This window comes from Jeotgalicoccus sp. FSL K6-3177, assembly GCF_038050175.1.
GTDB lineage: Bacteria > Bacillota > Bacilli > Staphylococcales > Salinicoccaceae > Jeotgalicoccus > Jeotgalicoccus nanhaiensis.
Genome location: NZ_JBBOSK010000001.1, coordinates 1,533,055 through 1,558,586 on the forward strand (window position 1 = coordinate 1,533,055; position 25,532 = coordinate 1,558,586).

A 25,532-nucleotide genomic window follows, 5' to 3' on the forward strand; every position below is an offset into this window, starting at 1 on the left:
CTAAATTGAAAGCTCTTTTGAAAGCAGATAAATACTGTTGTCATACTTTTTCTCATGTACATGTACGTACGAAAAATCTGTGGCTGTTAATTCATTTTTGGAAATACCGGCGCCGACACCCGACTGCCCTTCCTCTAAAAGGCTCACTGCATAAGCGCCGAGCCTCGAGCCGAGCACCCTGTCTCCGGCACTCGGTTTGCCGCCGCGCTGAATATGTCCTAAAACACTGATTCTGGTTTCTATATTAATATACTTTGCCAGTTCAGCGCTACAGTATTCTGCAGTCATGACCCCTTCTGCGACGACGATCAGGGAATGTTTTTTCCCCCGGTCAAGCCCGGCCTGAATACGTTCGGCCACATCTTCCATCTTCGTATTCCGCTCCGGAATAAAAATTGTTTCCGCGCCGGCTGCGAGCCCCGCGTTTAGTGCAAGTTCCCCGGAATCCCTGCCCATCACTTCAATGATAAAGGTCCGTTCATGGCTCGTTGCCGTATCCCGGATACGATCGATCATATCAAAGATGGTGTTGAGTGCTGTGTCATAGCCGATAGTTACATCAGTGCCGGCAATATCATTATCGATTGTCGCAGGCACACCGACGGTTTTCACACCGAGTTTCGACAGTTCAAAAGCACCTTTGTACGTACCGTCCCCGCCGATAACGACGAGACCTTCAATACCGTACGTCTTTAAATTATCCGCCGCACGCTTTCTGCCTTCTTCAGTCCTGAACTCTTCACAGCGTGCGGAATATAAAGCCGTCCCGCCCCGGTGAATAATATCGCCGACATCACCGAGATCCATTTTGTTAATATCGTTATTTATCAGTCCGTTAAAACCGTGACTTACACCGTAAACTTCCATCCCGTCATGAATTGCTTTACGCACCACTGCACGTATCGCGGCATTCATGCCGGGCGCATCTCCGCCGCTTGTCAAAACCGCTATTTTCCTCATGATTATCACCCACCTGCCAGTCCATTTAAACATAGCATAATTATGCTTTCACGGTCTATCTATATGGCGGGGAAAATGCGAGTAAATCGAAAGGCGGGCTTGCGGTGCGATACTGACTTAAGTTCATTGGCTGAGTAAAGACGCCAGCTGGCCAATGAACACACGTCATTGACGACCTAATCAAAAAAAACGCACCCGCCTCCATACGGGCAAGTGCGATTTATATATTCCTGTTATTCACTGAACTGTCCAATCGACATGTATTTGTCGTAACGCTGATCGACTAAAGCATTACCGTCCATCGGCGTAAGTTCCGCCAGTGCATTCTGCAGCACTTCATCCGTTTTGTTGAAAACGAATGATTTATCGTGATGAGCGCCGCCGGCCGGTTCTTTTATCGTGCCGTCACTCACGCCGAGTTCAAGCAGGTCGGCTGCAGTTATTTTTAAAGATTCCGCTGCGATTTCTTTCAGCGAAGCGTCTTTAAATAAAATACTTGCTGCACCCTCTGGTGAAATCACCGAGTACGTTGCGTTTTCGAGCATGAATAATTTATTGCAGACACCGAGCGCTAGTGCACCGCCCGAACCGCCTTCCCCTATAACAATACTGATTACAGGCACAGTCAGACCAGCCATTTCGACCAGGTTTCTTGCAATCGACTCGCTCTGGCCGCGTTCTTCAGCAGCTTTACCCGGATATGCACCTTTCGTATCTATAAAGCAGATCACCGGGCGCTTGAATTTCTCCGCCTGCTTCATCAGACGGAGTGCTTTTCTGTAGCCATCGGGGTGCGCCATGCCGAAGTTGCGCGCAATATTATCTTTCGTATCCATGCCGCGCTGGTTGCCGATGACGGTCACTGGACGTCCCTTGAACATCGCAATGCCGCCGATAATCGCATTGTCATCCGAGTAGGCGCGGTCGCCTTTAAACTCGATAAAGTCATCGAACAGCGCGGCGATATATTCTTTTGAAGTCGGTCGTTTTATGTAGCGTGCAATTTCAACACGCTGCCAGGGTGTAAGCTGAGAATATACTTCTTCTTTTTTATCCTTCACTTTTCTCTCCAGAAAGCTGATTTCAGTCGTCAGATCCAGCTTGTTTTTATGGGCATATTTTTCAAGCTCTTTAATTTTGTTTTCCAGTTCCTGAACCGGTTTTTCAAATTCAAATACCATAATTACACAACCTCTTCATGCATCTTTAAAATCGTGCCAAGATAGCGTTTCATGTTAACTCTGTTGACGACATCATCAAGCTGCCCGTGCTTGAGTAAAAACTCGGCCGTCTGGAAGTCATCCGGCAGTTTTTCTTTAATTGTTTCTTCGATTACGCGGCGTCCGGCAAAACCGATTAAAGCGCCTTTTTCAGCGAGGTTGATATCGCCGACTGATGCAAATGACGCAGATACTCCGCCCGTTGTAGGGTTTGTCATGTAGGCGATGTAGAGAAGACCTGCTTTGTTATGCCTTTCAACCGCAACGCTGACCTTCGCCATCTGCATTAACGATAAAATTCCTTCCTGCATGCGCGCGCCGCCGCTCGCTGTAAAGACGATGACCGGCAGTCTGTGTTCTGTTGCATACTGGAAAGTGCGCGCCAGTTTTTCACCGAGCGCCGAACCCATGCTGCCCATACGGAAACGCGGATCCATAATCGCGACGACCGCTTCACTGCCCATAATTTTCCCGTGGGAAACGATTAATGCTTCTTCGAGACCTGTTTTCTCTTTATCGGAAGCAAGTTTCTCTTCGTAATTCGGGAAATTCAGCGGGTTAACCGATGTAATATTTGCAAACAGTTCTTTGCCGCTGTCAATATCGAGCAGCGCATCCATCCGCTCCGTGCTTATAATCGGCAGATGATGGTCGCAATTTGAACAGACGTTCAAACGCTTGTGAAGATCTTTTGAATAAAGAATCTTCTTGCAGTTCGGACACTTCGTCATAATCGTTTCCTGTTTCTCAGCCTTGTCCGTCTTTTCGTCACTTGCTTTTTTGTTCAGTTTAAAAAATATATCCTTTAACATTTTTACACCTCATCGAAGTTAGCTGTCATAGCCGTCAGCATATTTTTTCAGCAGTTTGTAGATTCTCTGCACCACTTGATTATCACCGTCATCCACAGTTTTCATGCCATTATATTTATGTTCGTAATAATAATCAATCATATGCATCAATTCAACTAACTCTTCATATTGTCTGTCTGTTCTAAGCAGATATTTCGCTATTAAAGTGTAGAGCTGGTGGCTGTCGATATTCGCAAGATACGTACCTTCCCCGCGTTTAACGTAAATAACCCCGATAAGTTCCAGCGCTCTCAGCGCTTCTCTTACACTCTGCCGGCTGACATTCAGCCGTTCTTTCAAATAGCGTTCACTCGGTATCTTCTCTCCGATGCCGATATTCTGATCCACAATAATTTTATTAATCTCTTCAAGAATCATCTGAAGACCCTTTTTATTTTCCATGATTAACCGTTCAATTCGCTGATCAGTTTTTTCGTCCTGGAGTAAACGTAACCGGCTTCAACTTTTTTACGCGACACGCCCGTATTCATAGCAGCTGCTGCCACGCGCTCTGCAACCATCGGTGCTACTTCCGGATGGAAGGCGTCCGGAATCACATAATCCGCACTCAATTCTTCCGGCTTAACAATTTCTGCGATTGCAAGCACTGCCGCTTTTTTCATTTCTTCATTGATGTGCGTTGACTGAACATCGAGCGCACCTCTGAAAATACCCGGGAAAGCCAGTACATTGTTAACCTGGTTCGGGAAGTCGCTGCGTCCTGTGCCCACTACTTTAGCACCGGCGGCAATTGCGACATCAGGCATAATTTCAGGAGTCGGGTTTGCCATGGCAAAGATAATCGGATCTTCATTCATCGAACGGACCATATCTTCAGTTACTGCATTTTCCACCGATACACCGATAAAAATATCTGCATCTTTAATAACATCTGAAAGCTTGCCTTCTTCATTATCGATATTGGTGAACTTCGCAACTTCATCTTTGATTGCGTTCATGCCTGATTCACGGCCTTCGTAAATTGCTCCGCGCGAATCACACATAATCATATCTTTAACACCAAAACTGTGAAGCAGTTTAACAATAGCAACACCTGCAGCGCCCGCGCCGTTCAGTACCACTTTAACAGTAGATAAAGTTTTGCCTGTCAGTTTGACTGCGTTTATCAGACCAGCCAGCGTAACGATAGCCGTCCCGTGCTGATCATCGTGAAAGACAGGAATATCAGTTTCCTTTTTCAGTCTTTCCTCAATTTCAAAACATCTCGGCGCTGAAATATCTTCCAGATTAATACCGCCGAAAACAGGAGTCATCAGTTTAACTGTATTGACGATTTCATCGACGTCATTTGTTTTTAAAGCGATTGGGAAAGAATCTACGCCTGCAAAGTTTTTAAGAAGCGCACTCTTCCCTTCCATTACCGGCAGACTGGCTGAAGCTCCGATATTGCCGAGTCCGAGCACTGCCGAACCATCAGTTACAACGCCTACAGTATTACCTTTAATCGTGTAATCAAATATCTTTCTTTCATCTTCGTATATTTCCTTGCACGGCTCAGCAACTCCCGGTGAATACGCAAGGCTGAGCGCCTCTTTATCCTTTAATGCTACTTTTGAATTGACGGAAAGCTTTCCCTGGTTAACTTTGTGCAGTTCTAATGCATCGCTTTTTAAAGACAAATTAGTTCCTCCTAAAGTGGTCATACCACGGTATATTATCATTAATTTTTTTATTTTACAATAAATTTACACGATTAAACGGATATTTTCGACTTGTATGTTTGAAATTAAAGTTTCTATTTTACTGATTGGAATATATCCGGCGAATTCTTGCGTGTTAAAATCGTGAATCGGCACCCCGCTCTCTGCGAGCAGCTCTGAAATTTCATCGATACTGACATCCCTGATATAGATTTTCTTGGTTTTCTCTATATACGTCCGGACGTAGTCGTCCGCCGGATACAGTCTGTCTATAATGAGCTGCGGTTTTCCCTGGCGCATGCCGTAAGTTGCATCCGCTGCCACGATCGATTCTTTCAGCATAGGATGATATTTAAAATACTCTTTCGCAAATAGGACCCCGTCAATATTAGAATGCCCGTCAGTCAGTGTCAAAAAGGCCATATTCTGCCCTGTTTTCTTCACTTTAATCGTGCGGAAATCTTCAATATAGAGAAGATAGGTACCGTGTTTACGTTTATGATGAATCAGAGAAAAGGGAATAAATTCAAGTTCCCGGTGCTTTAAGAGGATGGGATGCGTTGAAATATAAAATCCGAGCGCTTCTTTTTCGCCTTCAATTTTTTCAGCGCCGTCCATTTCTTCGCTGTACCGGTATTCTTTTTTAAGATTAAAACCGAGGGAGCTTAAGAACGAGTCGTGCTGATAACCGTCGCTCACCGTCGATAAAATATCGGGCAATGTCTGCAGCATCGTTTTTCTGTTTTCTTCAAAACCGTCGAGTGTCCCCGAGATAATTAAGTTTCTTAAGATTTTTTCATTGAATTTAAAATCTGTGCGGGAAACCAAGTCGTATATATCCTTAAAAGGACCGCCGTGCTTACGCGCTGCGATGAGCGCTTCATATAGCGGTCTTGAAATTCCGCTGATCATCGAAAAGCCGAGCAGGATGCCTTCTTGCTGCGAGTTCTGCCATATGGATGTATTAATATCCGGAGCGAGGAGCGGGATACGCATCATCTTCAGCTCGGTTAGAAGCTGGCTGATTTTTTCGTCGTTGCCCCGGTGGTGTGTTAATATGACCGCGTAAAAATGTTCGGGATAATGCAGTTTCATATAGGCCATCGTGTAGGCGACTTTACCGTAGGCAACCGCATGGCTCTTAACAAAACCATAGTCCGCAAACTCCATAATCAGATTGAAAATATTTTCTGCAAGCTCTGCAGTGTAGTTTTTCTTCACTGCTCCGGCAATAAAATGCTCGCGCTCATTAGTCAGCGCATGACGGTCCTTTTTGCCCATAGCGCGTCTTAAAATATCCGCTTCCCCGTAGCTGAAGCCGGCAATTTTACCGGCAATCTGCATAATCTGCTCCTGATAGACGATGACACCAAACGTTTCTTTTAAAATATCTTTCAGATCTTCATGCGGATACTTAATTGTTTCAGGATGTTCTTTTCTGTAGATAAAGTTATCGATTTCCTTCATCGGACCCGGCCGGTACAGTGCAAGTACTGCAGCGAGATCCTTCAGACTTTCCGGCTGAAAGTTTTCAATGACCCGTCTGATGCCGGATGACTCCAGCTGAAAAATACCGAGAGTCATTCCTTTTGACAGCATTTTATAGACTCTTTTATCTTCTGTTATATCATCAAGCGAGAAGTTTTTCTCCGTCCGCCTGATGCTCTGGACCATATAGCGGATCAGCGACAGGTTTTTTAAGCCGAGCAGATCAATTTTTAACAGCCCCGCCGCTTCAACATCTTTCATCGGCCACTGGCTCATTACATGGCCTTCAGAGAAAATTACGGGCACGCTGTTCGTCAGCGTTTCACTGCTCAGAAGAAGGCCTGCTGCGTGCGTCGATGTATGGCGCGGCAGCCCTTCAATTTTCAACGTGATATCCATAAATGTTTTATACTTTCTGTCCGCTTCTAAAAGCGTGTTAAAACGGCTGCTTGAAAATGCATCTTCAAGCGATGCGTTCGGCTCATCCGGTACAAGATTGGACACGAGCTTCAGTTCATCGTCAGAAAAACCGAAGACTCGCCCCACGTCGCGCGCGGCCATTTTGGCGCTCAGCGTTCCGTATGTAATGATGTTCGCCACCCGCATATCACCGTATTTTTTAATTAAATATTCAACGACTTCATCGCGTCTTGAATCTTCAAAATCGATATCGATATCCGGCATGCTTACCCTCTCCGGATTCAGAAAACGCTCAAACAGCAAATTGTATTCAAGCGGGTCGACTTCGGTAATATCCAAAAGATACGACACGAGACTTGCACTGGAGGATCCCCTGCCCGGCCCGACGTAAATACCGTTTGATTTTGCATGATTTACCAGATCCTGGACAATTAAAAAATAATCTTCAAATCCCATACCGGTAATAATGCCGTATTCGTACTTCAGCCGTTCCATATATTCATTACGGTCTTTGAAATCTCCCGCTTCAAATCTTTCCATTAAAAGCTGCCATAAGTAGTCTTTTGAACTGCTGCCTTCTGGATTATTAAATTTCGGCAGCGTATGAGATACAGAAGGTATCGGCACCTCACACTTATTTATAATTTCTTCATTATTTTTTAAATACATGCGTGCTGCTTCAGGCACCATATCCCGGGTCTGAATACAGGCATCCCCCTCGAGATTCTGCACGCTGTCGATACTGAGCCGCTCGTTATCCCGGATGGCATTCAGCACTTTTAAGGAGCCCCGTTCATTTGAATTAACGTAATGCGCGGCTTTCATAAACACCTTCTTGTAATCTCCGTCTGAATCGTGGCTGATATATTTATCTTCTTCCGGAAGATCCATGGCGCTTAAAATTGCCGTCGCCTCCGAAGTCTTGCCGATTAAGAGGCAGTTTTTAATAGTATCCTGAAGAAACTTGAGCGACGTCCGCGCTGAACCTCTGTACGACAGCATGGCGCTAGTGCGCACGAGTTCGAGATAGCCCTGATGATTTTTCGCCAGCAGCACGAGCGGCACGCCGTTCATGCCGTCCTCCACAATAATTTCCATGCCGGGCACCGGTTTAATGCCGTATTTCGGCGCTGTTGCCATCAGCCGGTATACCGCGTGCATGCGGTTTAAATCCGTGACGGCTACAGCGCTCTGGCCGTCACTGTTTAATTTCTCGTATAAACGCTCCAATGTAATATTTGAATTTAAAAAATCAAATGAGCTGTGCACATTTAAATTAAGCATTGAAACACCTACTCTTACAATTTTTCTTCAATTTTCACAAGCAGTTCTTTAAGCATATCCATGTTTTTGACACGGACGCCTGAAGCGAGCGGATGGCCGCCGCCGTCGAACATCGCAGCGACATCGTTGATTACGACCTCTTTTGAACGGAGGCGGACGCGGATTTCACCGTCACCTTCCAGTGCGATGAACCATACTTTCACATCTTCAATTTCCCTGAAGATATTTACATCCAGTCCCGCTTCGCTGACGCTTAAGTCGTATTCTTCCATGACTGATTTCGGCACGTACACATAAGCGATGCCGGAATCCGTAAACACTGCATTATTAATTAAATAACCTTTATATTTAAATTTATTTTTAGAAGATTTATGCATCTGATTGTTCAAATCCGCAGCATCGAAATTAAACTCTTTCAGCTTGGATGCGACTGCATGCGTCAGAGCACTCGTATTATTGTATAAAAATCTGCCCGTGTCACCGACGATTCCCATATAAAACAAAGCTGCGGCTTCATCGTTCATAGCTGAGCTGTCCCATCTGTCGATTAAGAGATAAATCAGTTCGCTCGCAGATGATACATCCGTCTCAACAATCGACACGTCACCGTACAATTCGACATTCGGGTGATGGTCAATTTTGACGATTTTTTCTGCGTAGTCGAGCGTGCCGTCAATGCGTTCTTTGTTTCCCGTATCCACGACAATAACCAGCGGCCGCTCAATTGTACTCACGCGGTCCATTTCTCCTAAAAACTCAAGTGACGGCTCGCCGCTTCCGAGCGCCTTGATACTTTTATCAGGATATTTATTTTGTAAATATGCACGAAGACCGAGCTGAGCACCGTAGGCATCGGGATCCGGTTTCTGATGTCTCAGTATAACAATTTCATCGTGTGATTCTATCAGTTCCAGTACGTCTTTGGCATATGTGTTTAAGTCATTTAAATGTCCGGTTAATTTATTAAACAATGGCGAAACTCCTCAATATTAATTTACTTACATTCATCAATCAATTATACTACATTAGAGATTGGAGTTGTAACGTATGGAATTCTTGTACACGCTTGCCGTGTCATTTCTCGTCACAGCGATTGTCTTTACCTTTATTCTTTTTGTGGTTTTCAAAGTCAGAAAGATACGGACAATCCGCGACGTCAGAGGCGCGTATTATAACAGTATTGCGAGAATATGGCTTGCCCTGTTTCTCATCGCGTTCGGTTTGAACTCAATAGTCCAGTTCCACACTGCCGTTGCTTATTTAATCGGCGGCCTGTTCGTGCTGCTCGGTGCCTACCAGCTGTTTTACTTTAATAAAGCGCGGAAATACTTCAAGGGAAATCTGCCCATTGAAGAGCAGGCATGGAAAGAGTTTGAAGCGATGAAAGCGAACAAAGCCAAACGCAAAAAATAAAAGCAATACATAGAAAAGCATCCCGCTGTAAATTTTACAGCAGGATGTTTTTTATTTTTCGTTGAAATGCTGAATCATGAAGGTCGCCTTGGAATATGCAGTTCCCTGAACGTTGAGGATGATTTCCAGACGGATAAACTGCTCGCCCCGGTCGATAATTTCACCGGTCAGTTCTATTTCCTGATATAGCTGTACAATTTTAAAGTTCATGATGTTGTAAGTATCGATGTGATAGCTGTGAATATCATTCTCCTGAAGCACAACGAGTATTAAACGCTCCGCGAGGCGCATAAAGTTTGCCTGCGACAGCGAACCGTATTCGTCCGCCATAAACGGCATGACCCGGATATTGATTTTATTGCTGTCGATTTTAATTTCCCTGTCGATCAGCTGATCTGTCGACATGCCCGATTTTAAGTTTCTCGATGATATATTTTTAAACACTTCTCTCCGGTGGACGATGCCTCTGTAATCACCGGACTCCACCACCGGAATTATATTCAGCTGATGCCAGCTCATAATCTGCCGAAGGGACAGGAGCGTCGTATCCTCTTCTGCACTGTAATCCGGCAGCAAATAAGAAGTATAGTTATCCTTCGTCATTTCATCGAGATATTTCGAACGGATGGCTCCGACGAAACGGTTGCCGTTTAAGAGAATCATGTTTTTATCTTCGGGATGAATTTCCGTGCCGAGTTCATTTATATCAATCGTGTACTGTTCCTGTTTTACCATCAGGCTGCCGGCGGTAACGATGTTCTGCGACAGCGACAGGCTGTACACTTCCCTGTGTATAATCGATGCACACGTAAACGAGTCGTGAGTCGTGGAAATAACCGGCAGCTGTTTTTCTTCCGCCAGTTTCAGGATTTCTTCCCCGGTGCCGAAGCCGCCGGTAATTAATAAGCCGACACCATTTTCCAGTGCCTTCCGCTGGGACTTCTCACGGTTGCCGACGATTAACAGACCGTTCGGTTCTAAATATTTTACGAGATCTTCCGTCTGCATCGCCCCGATTAATATTCTCGAAATCTCTTTATCGAGGTAGTTATCTCCGGAAAGAACGGTTCCCTGGATTACGCGGTTGACTTCCCTGAACATAATTTTACCGTGGCTTTTTACTTCGCGCTGGACGATGCGGAAGGTGCCGACTCTCTCCACCGTCTTCACAAGACCGTCCTGCTCAGCCTGTTTAATCGCACGGTAGCTCGTGCCTAGCGAGACGCCCATATAGCCTGAGATTTGTCTGACGGATAAACTGCTGCCCTCTCTGAGTCCTCTTATGTATTTTAATATATCTTCATGTTTCGACATGTCTTCACCCAATTTCTTTATTTCCCGTTAAATTTATCATAGCACGAATAATCTGTGTGTATAAAAGAAAAAAGGAAACTCTGCTGAGAGAGTTTCCTTCATCTTTCTATGAGTACTGGACTGCTTCGCCCGGTTTCAGCACCTGGCAGACCGTTCTGACTTTGTCTTTAAATTCTTCCGGGTCCTGCTTAATCGGCGGGAAGGTATCGAAGTGCACCGGCACAGCAATCGTCGGTTTAATCAGTTCGTTAATTGCGTAAGCCGCATCGTCGATGCCCATAGTAAAGTGGTCGCCGATTGGAATAAAGCATACATCAATCGGTCCATTTCTTTTAGCAATGAGTTCCATATCGCCGAACAGACCGGTGTCGCCTGTAACGTAAACTTTCTTATTGTTAATTGTTAAAATTAAGCCCATTGGCTCACCTGTGTAATGGGTTACGCCTTCGCCATCTGTATAGCTTGACGTGTGGAATGCGTGAACGAATTTCACTTTACCGAAGTCGTACTCGCCTTCCCCGCCGACATTCATGCCGACAGTATTTTCCACGCCTTGTGATTCTACATAAGCCGCGAGTTCCACAGGTGCGATTACTGTCGCGTTATTATTTTTAGCGATTTCAATTGTATCGCCCACATGGTCATTGTGGCCGTGTGTTAGTATAATATAATCAGCTTTAATGTTCTCAACCGTTAAATCTGTTAAATCGTTGCCGTTAATAAACGGGTCGATAATGACATCCGTGTCATTATTATTGAACGAAAGCACCGCGTGTCCATGAAATTTTACAGTCAAAATTACCACTCCTGTTTAAAATTATTAATAATAGTCTATTCCCGTAAATACATTTTAATAATCATCAAAATGACATTTTGCATATAAGGAGACGATACGATGAAACATATTTATTTAACACATACACTCAGTATGGAAGCTGACGCTGCACTCTTTGCCTACCCTGACTTTAACACACCTAATTTAACACTGCCGGCCATGCAGCGCGCACTTACACCAGCCGGCGAAATTTATATAGCGATAAACAACTTCCATGAGACGAACGACTTCATGATTGAAAATACACTGATTGAAACGATACGCGGAGAAACTGCAGCCGACGGTTTTATTGTCGACCAGATATTTACACGCGACTTTCACGATGTGGATACTGCGCTTATCGAAACTCTGTCGAATGAAATCAGGAACAAGCACTTTATCATCGGGCCGTCCTTTACGAAAGTTCCCTACTTTTTGCACAGCCGTCTCGCCGAGATTTTTATCGATCATGACGTGTCCGGGGTGATATACGACCTCCGGGAGATTGATATTAGAAACTTTAAAGAACTGCAGCCTCTTGCGAAATTAAAAATGCACGTGAAGAAGCGGCTGTCGATTATTCCGCTGGTCCGGACTGAACAGCTCGAGGATTTAAAGAAAAGTATTCCGTTTGATGTTACTGTGATTGATAAATAGAGCGTTTTATCTAGTGTATGTACTTTGTTGAAGTGACAACGTTCATAGAAACTGCTGTATGTACTTTATTAAATCGACAACGTTCATGGAAGGTGCTGCATGTACTTTGTTAAATTAACAACGTTCATGGAATCTCATTTCAAATAAAAATGGCAGCTGCGACGGCTGCCATTCCTTATTTTATTTCAGTAAATCGTGAATGCTGACGTACTCTCTGTTTTGAGCTTCTGCAACTGCTTCATAAGTTACATGACCTTGGAAGGTGTTAAATCCGCCTGCAATAACAGGGTTTTTAACTAGTGCTTCTTTGTAGCCGTTGTTGGCAATCAAGAGTCCGTACTGAAGTGTTGCGTTTGTCAGTGCGTTTGTTGATGTACGCGGTACAGCTCCCGGCATGTTTGCTACTGCATAATGAATCACACCGTGCTTCACATAGGTCGGGTCATCGTGGGTTGTAATCTTATCAGTCGTTTCAAAAATACCGCCCTGATCGATTGCGATATCGACGATTACAGAGCCCGGCGCCATATTTTTAATCATTTCCTCAGTGACAAGTTTCGGTGCTCTCGCTCCCGGAATTAATACTGCACCAATTACTAAATCACTCGATTCTACGGAGTCTTTAATGTTTAAAGGCGTTGACATTAATGTCTGTACGCGCGGACCGAATAAGTCATCGAGTTCTCTTAAGCGTTTTGGATTCAAGTCTAAAATTGTTACGTCCGCACCGAGGCCGACTGCCATTTTAGCAGCGTTCGTACCTGCAGCTCCCCCGCCGACGATAGTCACTTTAGCTTTTTCTACCCCCGGAACTCCGCTGAGAAGAATACCTTTTCCGCCGTTGATGCTTTTCAGATGCTCAGCGCCGACCTGCGGTGCCATGCGTCCAGCGACTTCACTCATCGGCGCCAGAAGGGGCAGCGAGCCGTCCGGCAGCTGAATCGTTTCATAGGCAATTGCCGTTACTTTTTTATCGACAAGCACTTGAGTTAAAGCTTCTTCCGGAGCAAGGTGCAAGTATGTAAACAAAATAGATTCTTCTTTAATAAGATCGAATTCCTCGGCTAATGGTTCTTTTACTTTTACAACCATTTCTGAATCCCAGGCTTCAGCTGCAGTACCGACGATTTCTGCACCCATTTCAATGTATGCTTCATCTTCAAAATAAGAACCGCTGCCTGCATTTTTTTCTACGCGAACAGTATGTCCGGCCTGCACGAAAGCGTAAACGCCGCCCGGTGTTAAACCGACTCTGTTTTCGTTGTTTTTTACTTCTTTCGGTATACCAATAATCATTTCCAAATCCCCCTTTATTCAAACAAATATATTGTATCACAATAAGTCACAATTTGGTCTATAATTGTCTCAATATTTAAAGTTTTGAGAGCGCATACATGTGGTATAATATAACTAAGAAGAGGAAATGGAGTTGATTTTAAATGTTACAATATCAAAACATCCTAGTTGCAGTAGACGGATCACACGAAGCAGAATGGGCATTCCAGAAAGCAGTCGAAGCTGCGAAACGTAACAACGCGAAACTTTCTATTATCAACGTTATCGATACTCGCTCTTTCGCGTCTGTTGAAGCGTACGACCGTTCAATTTCAGCACGTGCCAACGAATTTGCGCAAAAATTGCTGGACGGATATGAGAAAGTCGCATTAGATAAAGGTGTTGAACATGTAGAGAAAATCATCGACTATGGTTCACCTAAATCAATCATTCCTAAAAAAGCCGTAGAAAAAATCGGCGCAGACTTAATCGCCTGCGGATCGACTGGTTTGAACGCTGTAGAACGTTTTATTATCGGTTCGGTTTCTGAAGCTATCGTAAGAAACGCTAAATGTGACGTGCTGGTTGTCCGCACTGAAACATTACCTACGGACTTTGAGCCTATGGTAGCGACTGAAGAATTTATTGAACAAAATCGCTAATGTTAAATTGAATGATTTATATTAAAGTAATGGGCTTTCGAGCTCATTACTTTTTTATTTGAAGAATATCAGCTACACTGAATTCAAATTTATAACCGGAGGTTACTTATGGAACTTGGAATTAATACGTTTGGAGATGCGGTTTTTGATCCTCAAACCGGAAAAACAATATCCCATGCAGAACGTCTGCAGGAACTCGTGCGCGAAATAGAAACAGCTGACCGCGCCGGTCTCGATGTGTTTTCAATCGGGGAACATCACAGAAATGATTATGCAGTCAGTGCACCGGATGTCGTACTCGCAGCGGGCGCAGCAGTGTCTAAAAATATCCGTCTGTCTAGCGGTGTGACCGTTCTGTCTTCGGATGATCCGGTACGCGTTTATGAACGTTTTTCGACTTTAGACGGAATTTCAGGCGGCCGTGCTGAAATAATGGCAGGACGCGGGTCGTTTATCGAATCGTTTCCGCTGTTCGGCTACAATTTAAACGATTACGATACACTGTTTAATGAAAAGCTGGATCTGCTTCTGACTCTGCAAAAAGGCGGAAAGATTAACTGGTCCGGAACGCACAGAGCGGCTTTAGAAAATGCTGAAATTTTCCCAAAACCAGTGCAGGATGAAATTCCGATTTGGATTGCAAGCGGCGGTACACCGCAATCCGCTAAACGCGCCGGAGAACTCGGACTGCCTTTAGTCCTCGCGATAATCGGCGGCAGCCCTTTTCAGTTTGCAAGGATCGCTGACTTTTACCGTCAAATCGGTGAAGCAGCAGGACACGATAAAAGCAAATTGAAAGTCGCAACAAACTCACACGGATTCATATGGGATACAGACGATGAAGCACGCGACCTGTTCTTTCCAGCAATTTCAAGTTCGATGTCAAAGCTCGGCCGCGAACGCGGCTGGGGACAGTATACGAGAGAAGCCTTCGATAATATGTGCGATCCGGAAGGTGCTTTGTACGTTGGCAGTCCCGAAACTGTGGCAAGAAAAATTATCGCCTTATATGAACATATGGGCGTTGAGCGCTTTACACTTCAGACACCGGTCGGTACAATGCCGCACGAGCAGGTGCTTAAAACGATTGAGCTGTTTGGCGAAAAAGTTGCACCACTCGTGCGTGAAGGCGTTGAGAAGATAAAAGCCGAGAGAAATAAATAGTGTTTCAAGAGGATATCGGAGCGATATCCTCTTTTTTTATGTGCGGTGAGATACTTTTGCTGGTTGGGTGCCCATGTTCAAGTTAGGTGGGCATCCAGCACTGTTTAATTGCCCATGTCAAAACCACATGGGAATCCAGCACCGTTTAAATACCCATGTCAAAACTACATGGCAATCCAACACCTTTTAAATGACCATGTCAAAACCACATGGGAATCCAACACCGTTTAAATGCCCATGTCAAAACCACATGGGCATCCACCCCCCCTAACTTCCCATAGAACAAAAAAACTCAGGACATTCATTGTCCCGAGTCTTTATTCCACTACAAATACATTCATATTCGACAGTACTTCAAGCGTTTTATCGTGCAGGTCATCGCTTGCTGCGGCCACAAGTTTTTTATTCACCGTAATATTCGCTTCCGGGAAAATATTTTGAATCACCATAATATTTGCGAGGACACAGACGTTTGTTTCGACACCGATAAATTCAATGATCTGGTTCGTCTCGACTTCATCTCTATAATTTTCGTAAATATTCTGCGCCTGGTTCGGCGGAATGCCGTAAAAAGTTTTCGTGTATTCGTCACCGTAATCCTCAAGCCGTTTGTAGAATTTCGGATATATGGCTTCATCAAAATGAATGGATTCTGCGGAGCGTTCATCGTATTCAAAATCGGGATACAAATTTTTTGTATAGATAATAGATTCGTTATCCTCTATTGCTTGATCAATTCTTTTTGCGACACCCTCTTCAATGACCTTGGACCATTCCGCAAAGTTGCTTCCTCTTTCATCAAAAGTGTCATTTTGAACATCTATTACTACAAGCATAATTACACTCCTGTCTAAACAATTTAGAGTTATCTCTTGTTCTATACCCTATTTTTCCGAATTAAAAAAACAGCCCATAAGAACTGGTTAGTCTCCCCGGTGCCAATTGCGTTTTAACAGCCCCATCAGATAGGCGTCCTGATATTCTCCTTTAGTATAAAATTGTTCTTTTAAAGTTCCTTCTATCGTAAAGCCGCTCTTTTTGTATATATGAGCTGCTTTTTCATTGTCCGTATCGACATACAGATAGACTTTGTGCATATTCAAAATATCGAAGGCGTATGCCAGACATTCTCGGAAGGCAAATTTCGCATAGCCTCTGCCGTTAAATTCCGGCTGCACGATAATTTGGATTTCACAGTTTCTGTGGATGTAGTTGATCTCAACCAGCTCGACAATTCCCGCCAGTACTCCGTCGTCCTCAATGACAAATCTTCTCTCATCATCGTCAATCAAATGTTTTTTATATAGATGTTTTAATTCGGTCAGTGATTCATACGGCTCTTCAAACCAGTAGGACATAATCGAATATTCATTATTCAGCTGATGGACAAACTCCAAATCTGTTTCTTCGAGCGCTCTGATTTTCATAATAAAGATCACCCTTTCTGTTTATTTTTAATATAACTCACTAAATTTTGTTTTATTAATACTATCCGTCAAATCAATAAAATAGTCACTTTGCCATTTCTGAGTCTGTTCAGCCGTTTTATTCAGTGAGGTTTCGAAAGGTGGATAAACTCTTAAAGCCATCTTGCCTTTCTTATTATCTGTTGTAATAATATTTCTTTCCGATAAAACTTCCTTCGGAAATATAAATTGGCCTTTTTTATCCTCGTCTATAAAAGTAATTATTATTTTCCCGGGAGTTTCCTCCCAATTGTACGGCCGGTTTTTATTATTATCGTCTTTTATCCAAAATACAGTAAAATAACCTTTTTTATTTGGTGTCTTTTTTGCTCTTCTGCTTCTGTACTTCTTTTGATCTATATAAAAAAGGCAGCTTTCATACTCAATATTCAATGGTTCAATTTCAACATCGTTTACTTCAGAAAATCCCAGTTCATTTAGTATTTGATTAGTCAGTCTTACAGATTCAAACATAAGTTCATCTCATCCTTTATTTCTAGTATCTTCCTTTGAACTGCATGACATTACTTGAACACTTAAAATATATATAGTAAAATTAACTTTAGGTAGAGCTTGTGTCTGCTTGAGATATCCAAGAGGTGTTTCAAGCGGACATGAGCTTTTTTTCTTTTTAAAAATAGAAAGCCGCCTCCATCACTATCCGATGAAAGCGGCAAATGAAAATTTAACAATGTATAATTCCAGCCATTCGTACTAAGCCATCTTACCCAAGACTTCTCTTGCTATCATCACTTCTTCATCCGTCGGGATCACCAGCACCTTAACCGGTGAATAGGAATGACTGATTGTCGCTTCAATACCGACGGTTTCATTGTTCGTTTTTTTATCCAGATAAACTCCCATAAATTCGAGACTGTCCAATACTTTTTCACGGATCAGTGCAGAGTTCTCCCCGACACCCGCTGTAAATATTATCGCATCCACACCGCCCATGCGGGCAGCATAGGAGCCCATATATTTATGGATGCTCGAGCTGAATACCTCGAGTGCCAGTTCAGCACGTTCATTGCCATTTTTCGCTTCTTCAGTAATGTCTCTTAAATCGCTTGAAAATCCGCTGACACCAAGCAGACCGGATTCTTTGTTCAGCACGTTCAGCACTTCCACTGCACTTTTATCGGTTTTTTCCATTATGTAAGGGATGAGTGACGGGTCGATGTTACCCGAGCGCGTTCCCATCGTCACACCAGCGAGCGGGGTAAAGCCCATCGATGTGTCCAGCGACTCGCCTGCTTTAACTGCAGCGATACTCGCTCCGTTACCGAGGTGGCAGCTGATCAGACGCAGTTCCTCAAGCGGACGTTTTAACAGCTCGCCGGCACGATTCGTCACATATTTATGACTCGTGCCGTGGAAGCCGAATTTACGGATGCGGTAGTCTTTATAATACTTATAAGGCAGGCTGTACAGATAAGAACTTTCCGGCATCGTCTGATGGAAGGATGTATCAAATACTGCGACATGAGTCACGTCAGGCAGCAGCTCCATCATCGCCTGAATCCCCATGAGGTTAGCCGGGTTATGGAGCGGCGCAAATTCAGACAGCTTCTCGATTTCTCTGGTAACTGCTTCATCGATAACAACGGCATCGGTAAATGTTTCTCCGCCGTGCACTACACGGTGGCCGGTACCGTCAATATCTTCGATTGATTGGATAAGATTTTTATCCACTAGAGTTTCCAGCATCACGTTAACTGCTTCTTTATGATTTCTAAAATCTCTTTCAATTATTTCGCGGCCGCCTTCGCTGTTCAAGGTGAATTTCCCGCCGGAAAGACCAATGCGTTCAACCAGCCCGCGTGCAATTTCAGTTTCTTCAGGCATATTAAAGAGCTCGAACTTAAAAGACGAACTGCCGGCATTTATCGCAAGTATTTTTGTCATGGTGTTATCACTGCTTTCCGCTGTACTGTTCATACCAGTCGTTCAGCTGACGTAAAAATTCCTGCATTTTCGCAGCATTTTTAAAGTCAGGCACATCGCCGATTAATACTTCGTTGTTAACAAGAGGCGAGAAACCTTTCTTCAGCACAATAATTGATTTCCGCTGTTTTTCAGTTTTGAAAATCGTTGCCGGCAGATTTAAAAACATCAGCAGTGTCGCATCTTCAGAAATATATTTTTTAATCGTTTCGTTATTTTCTTCCAGCATATTCGACGGTACGATAAAGACCCCGAGGCCGTCGTCTTTCACTAAATTCATACCCGCTTCAAGCATTAAAAGATGCGCATAGCTCTGTCCTTCTTCAAAGGCTGTCTTGTAATTGGCAGCAGGCAGCGGGTAATACCCTACAGGCAGATCGCCAATCGCGATATCACCTGACGGAATTCTGCTCGGTTCAATGACGTTTTGCGGATGAATATACATCGGCACTTTTAAAAATTCGCACAGGTTTGCGTTAATTTCCGCGAGTGCCGGATCAACTTCAACCCCGGACAAGTTTACATTATCGACCATTTCCTTAACTGTCATCGCAAGATGCCCTGTACCGCTGCCGATATCGAGCAGTTCAGTTTCTTTGCCTGCAGTAAATAAATCGATAATATGTGCAACGAGGTAGCCGATCGCGTCCGGTGTCAGCTGGTGGTTGCTCTGCACCGGCTCTTCTTTGACCTGGTTCAGATAGGAAAACTGAAAAGCTTTTCTGAGGTCGCTTAAAGAACCTTCCGCATTTACCTGCAGCAGGCTTTCAGCAAGTGCTTCCAGTCTCGGTTTTTCATCTTTTTTAACAATCTCATCTATTCTGGTATTCAGTTCTTCATATACTTGTTCCATCTTAGTTTTCGCCATTTATATCCCTCTTTAAAAAAATATGGACTATCCATTTAGGATAGTCCTAGTTACCTGATTATATTATATCGTCCCCGCCGCTTCAATTACTTAACATCGGGTTCTATTGGAAGTTGCGTTTTGATGCGGTGCTGAATTCTTCTTTCTCCTGCAGCTTCTGTGCATTCTCCGGAGTCATTTCACTTTTAATAGCATCACCGTAAGCCTTGTACTTATTATTCACCGCGTACGTGTCAGCGATAAAGTCATGCAGTCCGATTTTTGAATCGGTAAACAGCACTGCAAGGTATGGTAAATACAATAAAGTATTCGAAATGATTCTGCCGACTGTTTCCCTGAAAAACACCTGAGAAAAAGTCAGTTTCTTTCCTTTTGAAGAAATAACGCTGATGCCTAATATCATTTTGCCGAGTGTCTGCTTAAAGAAGTAAGTCATCAGTGTAAAGTAGATAAAATACAAGAGTGTCGTCGAGATATTTTCAAGCGACAATGCTTCGATGCCGAAAAAGACATCTCTAACACCGAGCATAGTCAGAACTGGCACGATTGTCAGCTGAGCCACAGCCCAAAGGACGATAATATCTATAAGATAGCTGACGAATCTCGGGAAAAAGGCAGCGTGGGTCATATATTCCAGCTGCTGGATATAATCGGTATCTTTTCTTACAATTCCGTTAGTCTCTTCCATCGATACCCCTCCTTATTCATATAGATACATCGGTTCGGCACCCTGACGGTTGTTAATCAGTTCCTGAACCATTTTAACTTCTCCGCCGCCGGTAATACTTTCAAGAGCGTTCTGGACTTTAACACCGAACGGGAATGACGTCGTTTGCGCGCCGCCGAATTCAACTACCTGCGGTGTCCCGCCGATTTCTTCTTTCAAGGCAGCCAGTGCATCGTCAAAGTAGCCTTCCTGGTCAACCAGTCCATTTTCAATTGCTTCGCCGCCGAGGTAAATTCTGCCGTCAGCAAGCTCTCTTACCTGTTCTTCTGACATGCCGCGGCCGTCAGCTACCACATCAACAAAATCCTGGAACATCGTATCGACAATGCTCTGCAGGTAATCCTGCTCTTCTTCAGTAGCTTCGCGTGAAGCGGACATCATATCTTTCATCTTGCCGCTCTTGTACACATCGAAAGAAATGCCGAAGTTTTCAGCAAGTTCACTGTAGTTCATGCTCTGCATAATAACACCGATTGAACCTGTTATTGTTTCATCAGTGGCGAAAATCTGATCAGCCGGTGCAGATACGTAGTAGCCGCCGGACGCTGCCATATTCCCCATCGAACTGTAAATTGTCTTGCCGCTTTCTTTAATTTCCATTAAATACTTATGTATCTCTGCACTTTCGAAGACACCGCCGCCCGGTGAGTTAACATTCAGCAATACTGCACTGTATGTATCATCAGCTGCAATATCTTTTAAGGCCTGGATTGTCATCGGGTGGTCGTAACCTTCTGTTGCGAACATTCCGCCGCCCATAGAACCTGTATCCTGAATCACGCCGTCAAAATTTACGACGGCAATTTTACTGCCTGCATCCCCTTCTTCAAGCACCTGGGAAATCGGTGCTCCTGAATCTGAAAAGTCATCGAACATATCCTGCCAGTCACTCGCCCACAGCGATGTCATAAACGACGTGCCGAGACCGAGTATCACAAGCGCGATTGCTGAAACTAAAGCGATAATTCTTTTCATGAAAGATCCTCCTATTTTTAAAAGTCCATTTTATGATAACATTTTTTTAAATACGTTTCGCCTCACAGCCGGAAAATTTTATCTTCAAATTACAGTAGAGATTTTATCGTTTTTGACAAGACACAAGATATGCTGTGAAGACTTATATTTAAACGATAGTCATGCATAAAATTATTCATTAGTATATAATTTGAAATAATTATATTATTTAATTTTAACTAAAATCGATAAAACAATTATTTAGATATAGGAGTACTTTAAATATGGTAAATAACACTATTTATTTCTTTGAACCCAGTAATAAAAATTCTAAAAAAATTGTCAGCGATCTCGTGAACCTGTTTGATGATCTCGGAATTAAAACTGTCGATAATTGTAATGACGCGAGTATTGTTGCATCAATTGGCGGAGACGGCGCCTTTTTACAGGCGGTCAGAAAAAATGATTTCAGAAACGACTGTATGTACATCGGCATCGGTATTGAAGAACGCAATTATATGTATGTGGACTTCAACTACCATAATCTGGCTGAAATCAGACAGGTATTTAATCTGAATAACTTCGAGATGCGCAACTATCCTGTGATCGAAGTAAAAGTAAATAATAATCAGCCCAATTACTGTCTGAACGAATTTACGCTTCGTTCGAGCCTGGTCCGCACAATTATGATGGATATTTACATAGAAAATTTTCTGTTTGAACATTTTAACGGAGACGGTATCGTTGTTTCGACACCGACCGGCTCTACGGGCTATAACAAATCGCTCGGCGGCGCTGTAGTTGATCCGCTGATTAATGCCATGCAGGTAACGGAACTCGGCAGTGTCAATAATAATAATCACCGTACACTCGGCACGAGTTTTCTCCTGTCGAAGGAGCGTCCTATTACAATAGTTATCGACCAGTCCGATAATTACTATCCGATTATGAGCATGGACAATGAAGCGCTAAGTGTGCAGAATACTGAAAAAGTGAGCATCAAGTTAAGTGATAAAACAATTAAAACTATCAGGCTGCACAACAATACATTCTGGCACAAAACACAGAGGAATTTCCTGTAAAGGCGGCGGAGGAATATGACAGAAAATCTTGATTTGCATAAGATAGCACAAAATACGCTGCGCCCAAGAAAACTTGCGCGAAACGGCAAAGCCGGCTATGTTGCTTCTGCACTTTTGACGGAAAATGATAATGTATTCACCGGCGTTGCGATTGATGTCGCCTGCTCCATCGGATTTTGCGCAGAACATTCAGCAATTGCAGCGATGGTTACGGCAGGCGAAACACGCATTAAAGAAATTATCGCGGTGCACCGTGACGGCCGTGTACTCCCGCCATGCGGCAGATGCAGGGAGTTTATCGTGCAGATAAATAACAGAAATTATGAATGCAATGTTCATGTATCCGGAGACAGAATTGTTCCCTTGAGCGCGCTGCTTCCTGAGCGCTGGGATATATAAGCAAATTTAAAAGGCAGACCCTCAGATTTCGAAGAGAATCTGCCTTTTTGTGTGGCTTTTTGGAGAATTAACGATTTTCGACGGTTTCCGAGTACGACGGCGATTTACCGTTGGACTTGAACGGGACCCCGAGTACGACGGCGGTTTACCGTTGGACTTGAACTAGCTCCCGATTACGACGGTGATCGGCCGTTGGACTTGAACAGAACCCCAAGTACGACAGCGATTTGCCGTTGGACTTGAATAAGACTCCCGAGTACGACGGGGATTGGCCGTTGGACTTGAACGGAACCCCGAGTACGACGGCGGTTCAGTATTAAAAGAAATTACCTTCTCTGCGTTTTATTATCTCTAGCAAAAAAATACGCTGCCAGAATAGTTAAAATGAATCCAAGTCCGTAAGTCAACAGACCAAAGTTATGTAAATCCAAAGCCAGTGTACCAAATAACAAAATTACACCTAGCAGACATAAGAATCCTAAACTTCTCATAAATTTCCCCCTTTAATTCTCAGTTTAGTTTCAAGCTATATAAAAAATCCCCGGAAGTCAATCTTCCGGGGATAACACGCCTTACAGCAGATCGCTGAAGTCATCTTCAATTTTTTCTTTTTTCGACGGCATATATACTTCGATATTTTCCATCGCTTTTTCAATCATCGGTTCAAAGTCAACGACGTCTTCGAATTTCTTCACCGATTCCAATGATGGTTTCGTCTTCGGTGCTTTCGGTTTAAAGATTGTACAGCAGTCTTCAAATGGCAGAATGGAAGTTTCATATGTTCCCATTTTTTTTGCCATTTTCACAATATCATTTTTCTCTAAAGTGAGCAGCGGACGGAGAACCGGCAGTGTGGTCACTTCATTTATCGCGTACATGCTTGTCAAGGTCTGCGAAGCAACCTGCCCGAGGTTTTCACCGTTGACGACTGCTTCTCCGCCAATTTTCTTAGTTAATTTTTCAGCGATGCGGAGCATAATACGGCGTGTCGAAGTCATCGACAAGTTATCCGGAATTCGGTCATACAAGGTTGTCTGCAGTTCTGTAAACGGAACGATGTGAAGTTTAATATCATAACCCGTTCTTTCACTCATAATATCGACGAGTGCCTTAACTTTGTCAGTCGCCTGCGGGCTCGTGTAAGGCGGAGAGTGAAAGTGAATCGCTTCGATTTCCACACCGCGGCGCATAATATCAATTCCCGCTACCGGCGAGTCAATTCCGCCTGACAGCATGAGCAGCGCTTTGCCGCCGGTGCCGAGCGGCAGGCCGCCAAGTCCTTTAATCGTTTCGTAGTACATGTAAATTGCATCTGGTCTTATTTCTGCCAGTATTTTATAATCTGGATTTTTGACGTTAACTGTAAGATGCGATGTGTTTTCGAAGACATGGTTGCCCAGCAGCTGCTGAACGCCGTAAGTGTCCAGATGATACTGCTTGTCCGCCCGTTTCACTTCTATTTTAAAAGAATGGCCCGCTTCAATTTCATTAGCAAATTTAAGAGCTGTTTCCTTCATTGCCTCATCCGTTTTTTCCAGTCTGACGACCGGCGACATGCTTAAAATACCGCTGATATTAGTCAGTTTATCAATAATTTCATGCGGATCTTCTTCGTTTAAAACGATATAAGCGCGGTCTCGATTCGCTTTAATTTGTACGTCATACTGTTTCAATGCTTTCATCATCCGGTCGCGAAGTGCATTTACAAACATTTTTCTGTTTTTTGTTTTCAGGGTCAGTTCGCCGTAGCGTATTAATATATGATCAAATTTCATTTCAGTACATCTCCTAATTCTTCGTAAACCTCTCGTAATGCTGTAATCAATTTATTTACATCGTCTTCAGTGGTATGACGCCCCATCGATATACGGATGCTGCCTTCGATAATTTTATCTTCATTATTTAAGGCGAGCAGCGTCTCGTTCAACGTGGCCAGTTTGGATGCGCAGGCGCTTGTCGTCGACACCGCAATACCGCGTTTTGATAAGGCGTTTACGACTACTTCGCCTTTTGCACCGATAAATGACATGTTCACGATATAAGACGCTGCCTTCGGCTGAAGATAAATAAATTCGAGGTCCTGTACAGCCGTTCTTATTTTCTCATTAAATTGCGATAGTCTTTCCTTTACTTCACGCGCCTCACCGAGCGTCAGACGGAGCGCTTTAGACATTGATACCGCTCCTGGCAGATTGACTGTCCCGCTTCTGACATTATACTCATGCCCTCCGCCGTACTGGATAGGTCTCATTGTTGCGAGATCTCTTATAAACAGTCCCCCGATGCCTTTTACTCCGTTAAATTTATGGGCGGAAATACTGATTGTATCGACACCGTTGTAATTCAAGTCCGTCTTGCCAATCGCTTGAGTCGCATCGACATGGAAATGAACTTTTGGATAGTCTTTAAGCATCCGGATAATTTCTTCTATCGGCTGGATGCTGCCGATAATGTTATTCAGCGCCATCACTGTTACGAAAACAACATCGCTATCCAGCAATGATTTTAAATGATCTAAATTTACCGTACCGTCTTCGTTGGTATTAATATACTTAACCGTAAAACCATCCTTTTTCATTTCTTCCAGCACGTTGACGATACTCGGGTGCTCGAGCTCACTCATCAATATCGTACTGCCGAACTGTTTCTTCCGTCTCAGCATACTTTGAATCGCTATATTATTACTTTCCGTCGCACTTGCTGTAAAAACTAAATCATAAGTCTTCAAGCCCATCAGATCCAGTATTTGAGCACGAGCCGCTTCAAGCAGCTTCGCTGCATCTTTACCGCTCTGATGAATACTTGCTGTATTGTAAAAATATTTTTCGCTCGCTGTTATATATGTTTCAAGCGCCTCTTTGTAAGGTGCTGTCGTCGCCGCATTATCAAAATATATCATCCTAATTCAC

26 protein-coding genes are annotated in these 25,532 nt (G+C 43.6%); 6 read left to right on the forward strand and 20 right to left on the reverse strand.

Annotation, left to right across the window (positions count from 1 at the left end):
* From pfkA to MHH58_RS07650, 7 genes are all read right to left on the reverse strand, one after another.
* Positions 1-960 carry a 6-phosphofructokinase gene (gene pfkA / locus MHH58_RS07620; RefSeq protein ID WP_341345523.1) on the reverse strand — a complete coding sequence of 320 codons (960 nt, stop codon included), beginning with the start codon at positions 958-960 and terminating at the stop codon, positions 1-3.
* Between the two features lie 233 nt (positions 961-1,193).
* Positions 1,194-2,141, reverse strand: a complete 948-nt coding sequence (locus MHH58_RS07625; protein WP_135098082.1) for an acetyl-CoA carboxylase carboxyltransferase subunit alpha — start codon at positions 2,139-2,141, stop codon at positions 1,194-1,196.
* Positions 2,142-2,143: 2 nt separating this feature from the next.
* Positions 2,144-2,992: an acetyl-CoA carboxylase, carboxyltransferase subunit beta gene (gene accD / locus MHH58_RS07630; RefSeq protein WP_341345524.1), complete on the reverse strand. Its 849-nt coding sequence runs from the start codon at positions 2,990-2,992 to the stop codon at positions 2,144-2,146.
* A gap of 18 nt (positions 2,993-3,010) precedes the next feature.
* Positions 3,011-3,433, reverse strand: coding sequence for a FadR/GntR family transcriptional regulator (locus tag MHH58_RS07635; RefSeq protein ID WP_135098086.1), 423 nt, complete (start codon positions 3,431-3,433; stop codon positions 3,011-3,013).
* Positions 3,434-3,435: 2 nt separating this feature from the next.
* Positions 3,436-4,671, reverse strand: coding sequence for an NAD(P)-dependent malic enzyme (locus MHH58_RS07640; RefSeq protein ID WP_135098088.1), 1,236 nt, complete (start codon positions 4,669-4,671; stop codon positions 3,436-3,438).
* 66 nt (positions 4,672-4,737) lie between these two features.
* A complete protein-coding gene (locus MHH58_RS07645; RefSeq protein ID WP_341345525.1) occupies positions 4,738-7,884 on the reverse strand; it encodes a DNA polymerase III subunit alpha in 3,147 nt (1,048 codons plus the stop codon).
* A gap of 14 nt (positions 7,885-7,898) precedes the next feature.
* The gene (locus MHH58_RS07650; protein ID WP_135098092.1) at positions 7,899-8,855 is read right to left on the reverse strand and encodes a DHH family phosphoesterase; all 957 of its coding nucleotides are present in this window, start codon (positions 8,853-8,855) and stop codon (positions 7,899-7,901) included.
* 76 nt (positions 8,856-8,931) lie between these two features.
* On the opposite strand from MHH58_RS07650, the gene MHH58_RS07655 reads away from it, so the two are divergent.
* Entirely contained in the window at positions 8,932-9,297 is a 366-nt protein-coding gene (locus tag MHH58_RS07655) for a YtpI family protein (RefSeq protein WP_135098094.1), read from the forward strand.
* Between the two features lie 51 nt (positions 9,298-9,348).
* On the opposite strand, the gene MHH58_RS07660 is transcribed toward MHH58_RS07655, so the two are convergent.
* Together MHH58_RS07660 and MHH58_RS07665 are read right to left on the reverse strand one after the other, a co-directional pair.
* Entirely contained in the window at positions 9,349-10,611 is a 1,263-nt protein-coding gene (locus MHH58_RS07660; protein ID WP_135098096.1) for a DRTGG domain-containing protein, read from the reverse strand.
* 106 nt (positions 10,612-10,717) lie between these two features.
* A complete protein-coding gene (locus MHH58_RS07665; protein WP_341345526.1) occupies positions 10,718-11,407 on the reverse strand; it encodes a metal-dependent hydrolase in 690 nt (229 codons plus the stop codon).
* A gap of 99 nt (positions 11,408-11,506) precedes the next feature.
* Between MHH58_RS07665 and MHH58_RS07670 the strand changes: the two genes are divergently transcribed.
* Complete coding sequence (locus MHH58_RS07670) at positions 11,507-12,082, forward strand: hypothetical protein (protein ID WP_341345527.1); 576 nt, start codon at positions 11,507-11,509, stop codon at positions 12,080-12,082.
* A 180-nt stretch (positions 12,083-12,262) separates the two neighbouring features.
* Here the strand turns inward: MHH58_RS07670 and ald are convergent, their stop codons facing one another.
* On the reverse strand, positions 12,263-13,378 hold the full coding sequence (ald, locus tag MHH58_RS07675) for an alanine dehydrogenase (protein WP_135098102.1): 1,116 nt from the start codon (positions 13,376-13,378) through the stop codon (positions 12,263-12,265).
* Positions 13,379-13,521: 143 nt separating this feature from the next.
* Between ald and MHH58_RS07680 the strand changes: the two genes are divergently transcribed.
* Together MHH58_RS07680 and MHH58_RS07685 are read left to right on the forward strand one after the other, a co-directional pair.
* Positions 13,522-14,019, forward strand: coding sequence for a universal stress protein (locus tag MHH58_RS07680; RefSeq protein ID WP_115884134.1), 498 nt, complete (start codon positions 13,522-13,524; stop codon positions 14,017-14,019).
* Between the two features lie 108 nt (positions 14,020-14,127).
* A complete protein-coding gene (locus MHH58_RS07685; RefSeq protein ID WP_341345528.1) occupies positions 14,128-15,183 on the forward strand; it encodes an LLM class flavin-dependent oxidoreductase in 1,056 nt (351 codons plus the stop codon).
* 317 nt (positions 15,184-15,500) lie between these two features.
* Here MHH58_RS07685 and MHH58_RS07690 read toward each other — a convergent pair whose 3' ends face one another.
* From MHH58_RS07690 to sppA, 7 genes are all read right to left on the reverse strand, one after another.
* The gene (locus tag MHH58_RS07690; RefSeq protein WP_341345529.1) at positions 15,501-16,019 is read right to left on the reverse strand and encodes a cysteine hydrolase family protein; all 519 of its coding nucleotides are present in this window, start codon (positions 16,017-16,019) and stop codon (positions 15,501-15,503) included.
* Positions 16,020-16,106: 87 nt separating this feature from the next.
* Positions 16,107-16,610, reverse strand: coding sequence for a GNAT family N-acetyltransferase (locus tag MHH58_RS07695; RefSeq protein WP_341345530.1), 504 nt, complete (start codon positions 16,608-16,610; stop codon positions 16,107-16,109).
* A gap of 27 nt (positions 16,611-16,637) precedes the next feature.
* On the reverse strand, positions 16,638-17,123 hold the full coding sequence (locus MHH58_RS07700; protein WP_341345531.1) for a MepB family protein: 486 nt from the start codon (positions 17,121-17,123) through the stop codon (positions 16,638-16,640).
* A gap of 240 nt (positions 17,124-17,363) precedes the next feature.
* Positions 17,364-18,554: an acetate kinase gene (locus tag MHH58_RS07705; RefSeq protein ID WP_341346096.1), complete on the reverse strand. Its 1,191-nt coding sequence runs from the start codon at positions 18,552-18,554 to the stop codon at positions 17,364-17,366.
* Between the two features lie 7 nt (positions 18,555-18,561).
* Positions 18,562-19,461, reverse strand: coding sequence for a class I SAM-dependent methyltransferase (locus MHH58_RS07710; RefSeq protein ID WP_341345532.1), 900 nt, complete (start codon positions 19,459-19,461; stop codon positions 18,562-18,564).
* Positions 19,462-19,564: 103 nt separating this feature from the next.
* Positions 19,565-20,149, reverse strand: a complete 585-nt coding sequence (locus tag MHH58_RS07715; protein WP_341345533.1) for an RDD family protein — start codon at positions 20,147-20,149, stop codon at positions 19,565-19,567.
* Between the two features lie 12 nt (positions 20,150-20,161).
* Positions 20,162-21,163, reverse strand: coding sequence for a signal peptide peptidase SppA (gene sppA / locus MHH58_RS07720; protein ID WP_341345534.1), 1,002 nt, complete (start codon positions 21,161-21,163; stop codon positions 20,162-20,164).
* A gap of 263 nt (positions 21,164-21,426) precedes the next feature.
* Between sppA and MHH58_RS07725 the strand changes: the two genes are divergently transcribed.
* Together MHH58_RS07725 and MHH58_RS07730 are read left to right on the forward strand one after the other, a co-directional pair.
* Positions 21,427-22,224 (forward strand): NAD kinase, encoded by a 798-nt coding sequence (locus tag MHH58_RS07725; RefSeq protein ID WP_341345535.1) that lies wholly within the window; start codon positions 21,427-21,429, stop codon positions 22,222-22,224.
* 15 nt (positions 22,225-22,239) lie between these two features.
* Positions 22,240-22,623 (forward strand): cytidine deaminase family protein, encoded by a 384-nt coding sequence (locus tag MHH58_RS07730; RefSeq protein WP_341345536.1) that lies wholly within the window; start codon positions 22,240-22,242, stop codon positions 22,621-22,623.
* A 326-nt stretch (positions 22,624-22,949) separates the two neighbouring features.
* Here the strand turns inward: MHH58_RS07730 and MHH58_RS07735 are convergent, their stop codons facing one another.
* The 3 genes from MHH58_RS07735 to MHH58_RS07745 all read right to left on the reverse strand — a co-directional run bounded on the left by MHH58_RS07735 (position 22,950) and on the right by MHH58_RS07745 (position 25,522).
* The gene (locus tag MHH58_RS07735; protein WP_341345537.1) at positions 22,950-23,114 is read right to left on the reverse strand and encodes a hypothetical protein; all 165 of its coding nucleotides are present in this window, start codon (positions 23,112-23,114) and stop codon (positions 22,950-22,952) included.
* Positions 23,115-23,195: 81 nt separating this feature from the next.
* The gene (gene thiI / locus MHH58_RS07740) at positions 23,196-24,398 is read right to left on the reverse strand and encodes a tRNA uracil 4-sulfurtransferase ThiI (RefSeq protein ID WP_341345538.1); all 1,203 of its coding nucleotides are present in this window, start codon (positions 24,396-24,398) and stop codon (positions 23,196-23,198) included.
* Positions 24,395-25,522 carry a cysteine desulfurase family protein gene (locus MHH58_RS07745; protein WP_341345539.1) on the reverse strand — a complete coding sequence of 376 codons (1,128 nt, stop codon included), beginning with the start codon at positions 25,520-25,522 and terminating at the stop codon, positions 24,395-24,397. Before MHH58_RS07745 ends, thiI begins: the two co-directional genes overlap by 4 nt.
* Positions 25,523-25,532: the final 10 nt, after the last annotated feature.

Excerpts from the sequence above, each read along its gene's own strand:
- pfkA (WP_341345523.1), bottom strand. The coding sequence starts at position 960 with ATGAGGAAAATAGCGGTTTTGACAAGCGGCGGAGATGCGCCCGGCATG.
- MHH58_RS07625 (WP_135098082.1), bottom strand. The coding sequence starts at position 2,141 with ATGGTATTTGAATTTGAAAAACCGGTTCAGGAACTGGAAAACAAAATT.
- accD (WP_341345524.1), bottom strand. The coding sequence starts at position 2,992 with ATGTTAAAGGATATATTTTTTAAACTGAACAAAAAAGCAAGTGACGAA.
- MHH58_RS07635 (WP_135098086.1), bottom strand. The coding sequence starts at position 3,433 with ATGGAAAATAAAAAGGGTCTTCAGATGATTCTTGAAGAGATTAATAAA.
- MHH58_RS07645 (WP_341345525.1), bottom strand. The coding sequence starts at position 7,884 with ATGCTTAATTTAAATGTGCACAGCTCATTTGATTTTTTAAATTCAAAT.
- MHH58_RS07655 (WP_135098094.1), top strand. The coding sequence starts at position 8,932 with ATGGAATTCTTGTACACGCTTGCCGTGTCATTTCTCGTCACAGCGATT.
- MHH58_RS07660 (WP_135098096.1), bottom strand. The coding sequence starts at position 10,611 with ATGTCGAAACATGAAGATATATTAAAATACATAAGAGGACTCAGAGAG.
- MHH58_RS07670 (WP_341345527.1), top strand. The coding sequence starts at position 11,507 with ATGAAACATATTTATTTAACACATACACTCAGTATGGAAGCTGACGCT.
- ald (WP_135098102.1), bottom strand. The coding sequence starts at position 13,378 with ATGATTATTGGTATACCGAAAGAAGTAAAAAACAACGAAAACAGAGTC.
- MHH58_RS07680 (WP_115884134.1), top strand. The coding sequence starts at position 13,522 with ATGTTACAATATCAAAACATCCTAGTTGCAGTAGACGGATCACACGAA.
- MHH58_RS07685 (WP_341345528.1), top strand. The coding sequence starts at position 14,128 with ATGGAACTTGGAATTAATACGTTTGGAGATGCGGTTTTTGATCCTCAA.
- MHH58_RS07690 (WP_341345529.1), bottom strand. The coding sequence starts at position 16,019 with ATGCTTGTAGTAATAGATGTTCAAAATGACACTTTTGATGAAAGAGGA.
- MHH58_RS07695 (WP_341345530.1), bottom strand. The coding sequence starts at position 16,610 with ATGAAAATCAGAGCGCTCGAAGAAACAGATTTGGAGTTTGTCCATCAG.
- MHH58_RS07700 (WP_341345531.1), bottom strand. The coding sequence starts at position 17,123 with ATGTTTGAATCTGTAAGACTGACTAATCAAATACTAAATGAACTGGGA.
- MHH58_RS07705 (WP_341346096.1), bottom strand. The coding sequence starts at position 18,554 with ATGACAAAAATACTTGCGATAAATGCCGGCAGTTCGTCTTTTAAGTTC.
- MHH58_RS07710 (WP_341345532.1), bottom strand. The coding sequence starts at position 19,461 with ATGGCGAAAACTAAGATGGAACAAGTATATGAAGAACTGAATACCAGA.
- MHH58_RS07715 (WP_341345533.1), bottom strand. The coding sequence starts at position 20,149 with ATGGAAGAGACTAACGGAATTGTAAGAAAAGATACCGATTATATCCAG.
- sppA (WP_341345534.1), bottom strand. The coding sequence starts at position 21,163 with ATGAAAAGAATTATCGCTTTAGTTTCAGCAATCGCGCTTGTGATACTC.
- MHH58_RS07725 (WP_341345535.1), top strand. The coding sequence starts at position 21,427 with ATGGTAAATAACACTATTTATTTCTTTGAACCCAGTAATAAAAATTCT.
- MHH58_RS07730 (WP_341345536.1), top strand. The coding sequence starts at position 22,240 with ATGACAGAAAATCTTGATTTGCATAAGATAGCACAAAATACGCTGCGC.
- MHH58_RS07735 (WP_341345537.1), bottom strand. The coding sequence starts at position 23,114 with ATGAGAAGTTTAGGATTCTTATGTCTGCTAGGTGTAATTTTGTTATTT.
- thiI (WP_341345538.1), bottom strand. The coding sequence starts at position 24,398 with ATGAAATTTGATCATATATTAATACGCTACGGCGAACTGACCCTGAAA.
- MHH58_RS07745 (WP_341345539.1), bottom strand. The coding sequence starts at position 25,522 with ATGATATATTTTGATAATGCGGCGACGACAGCACCTTACAAAGAGGCG.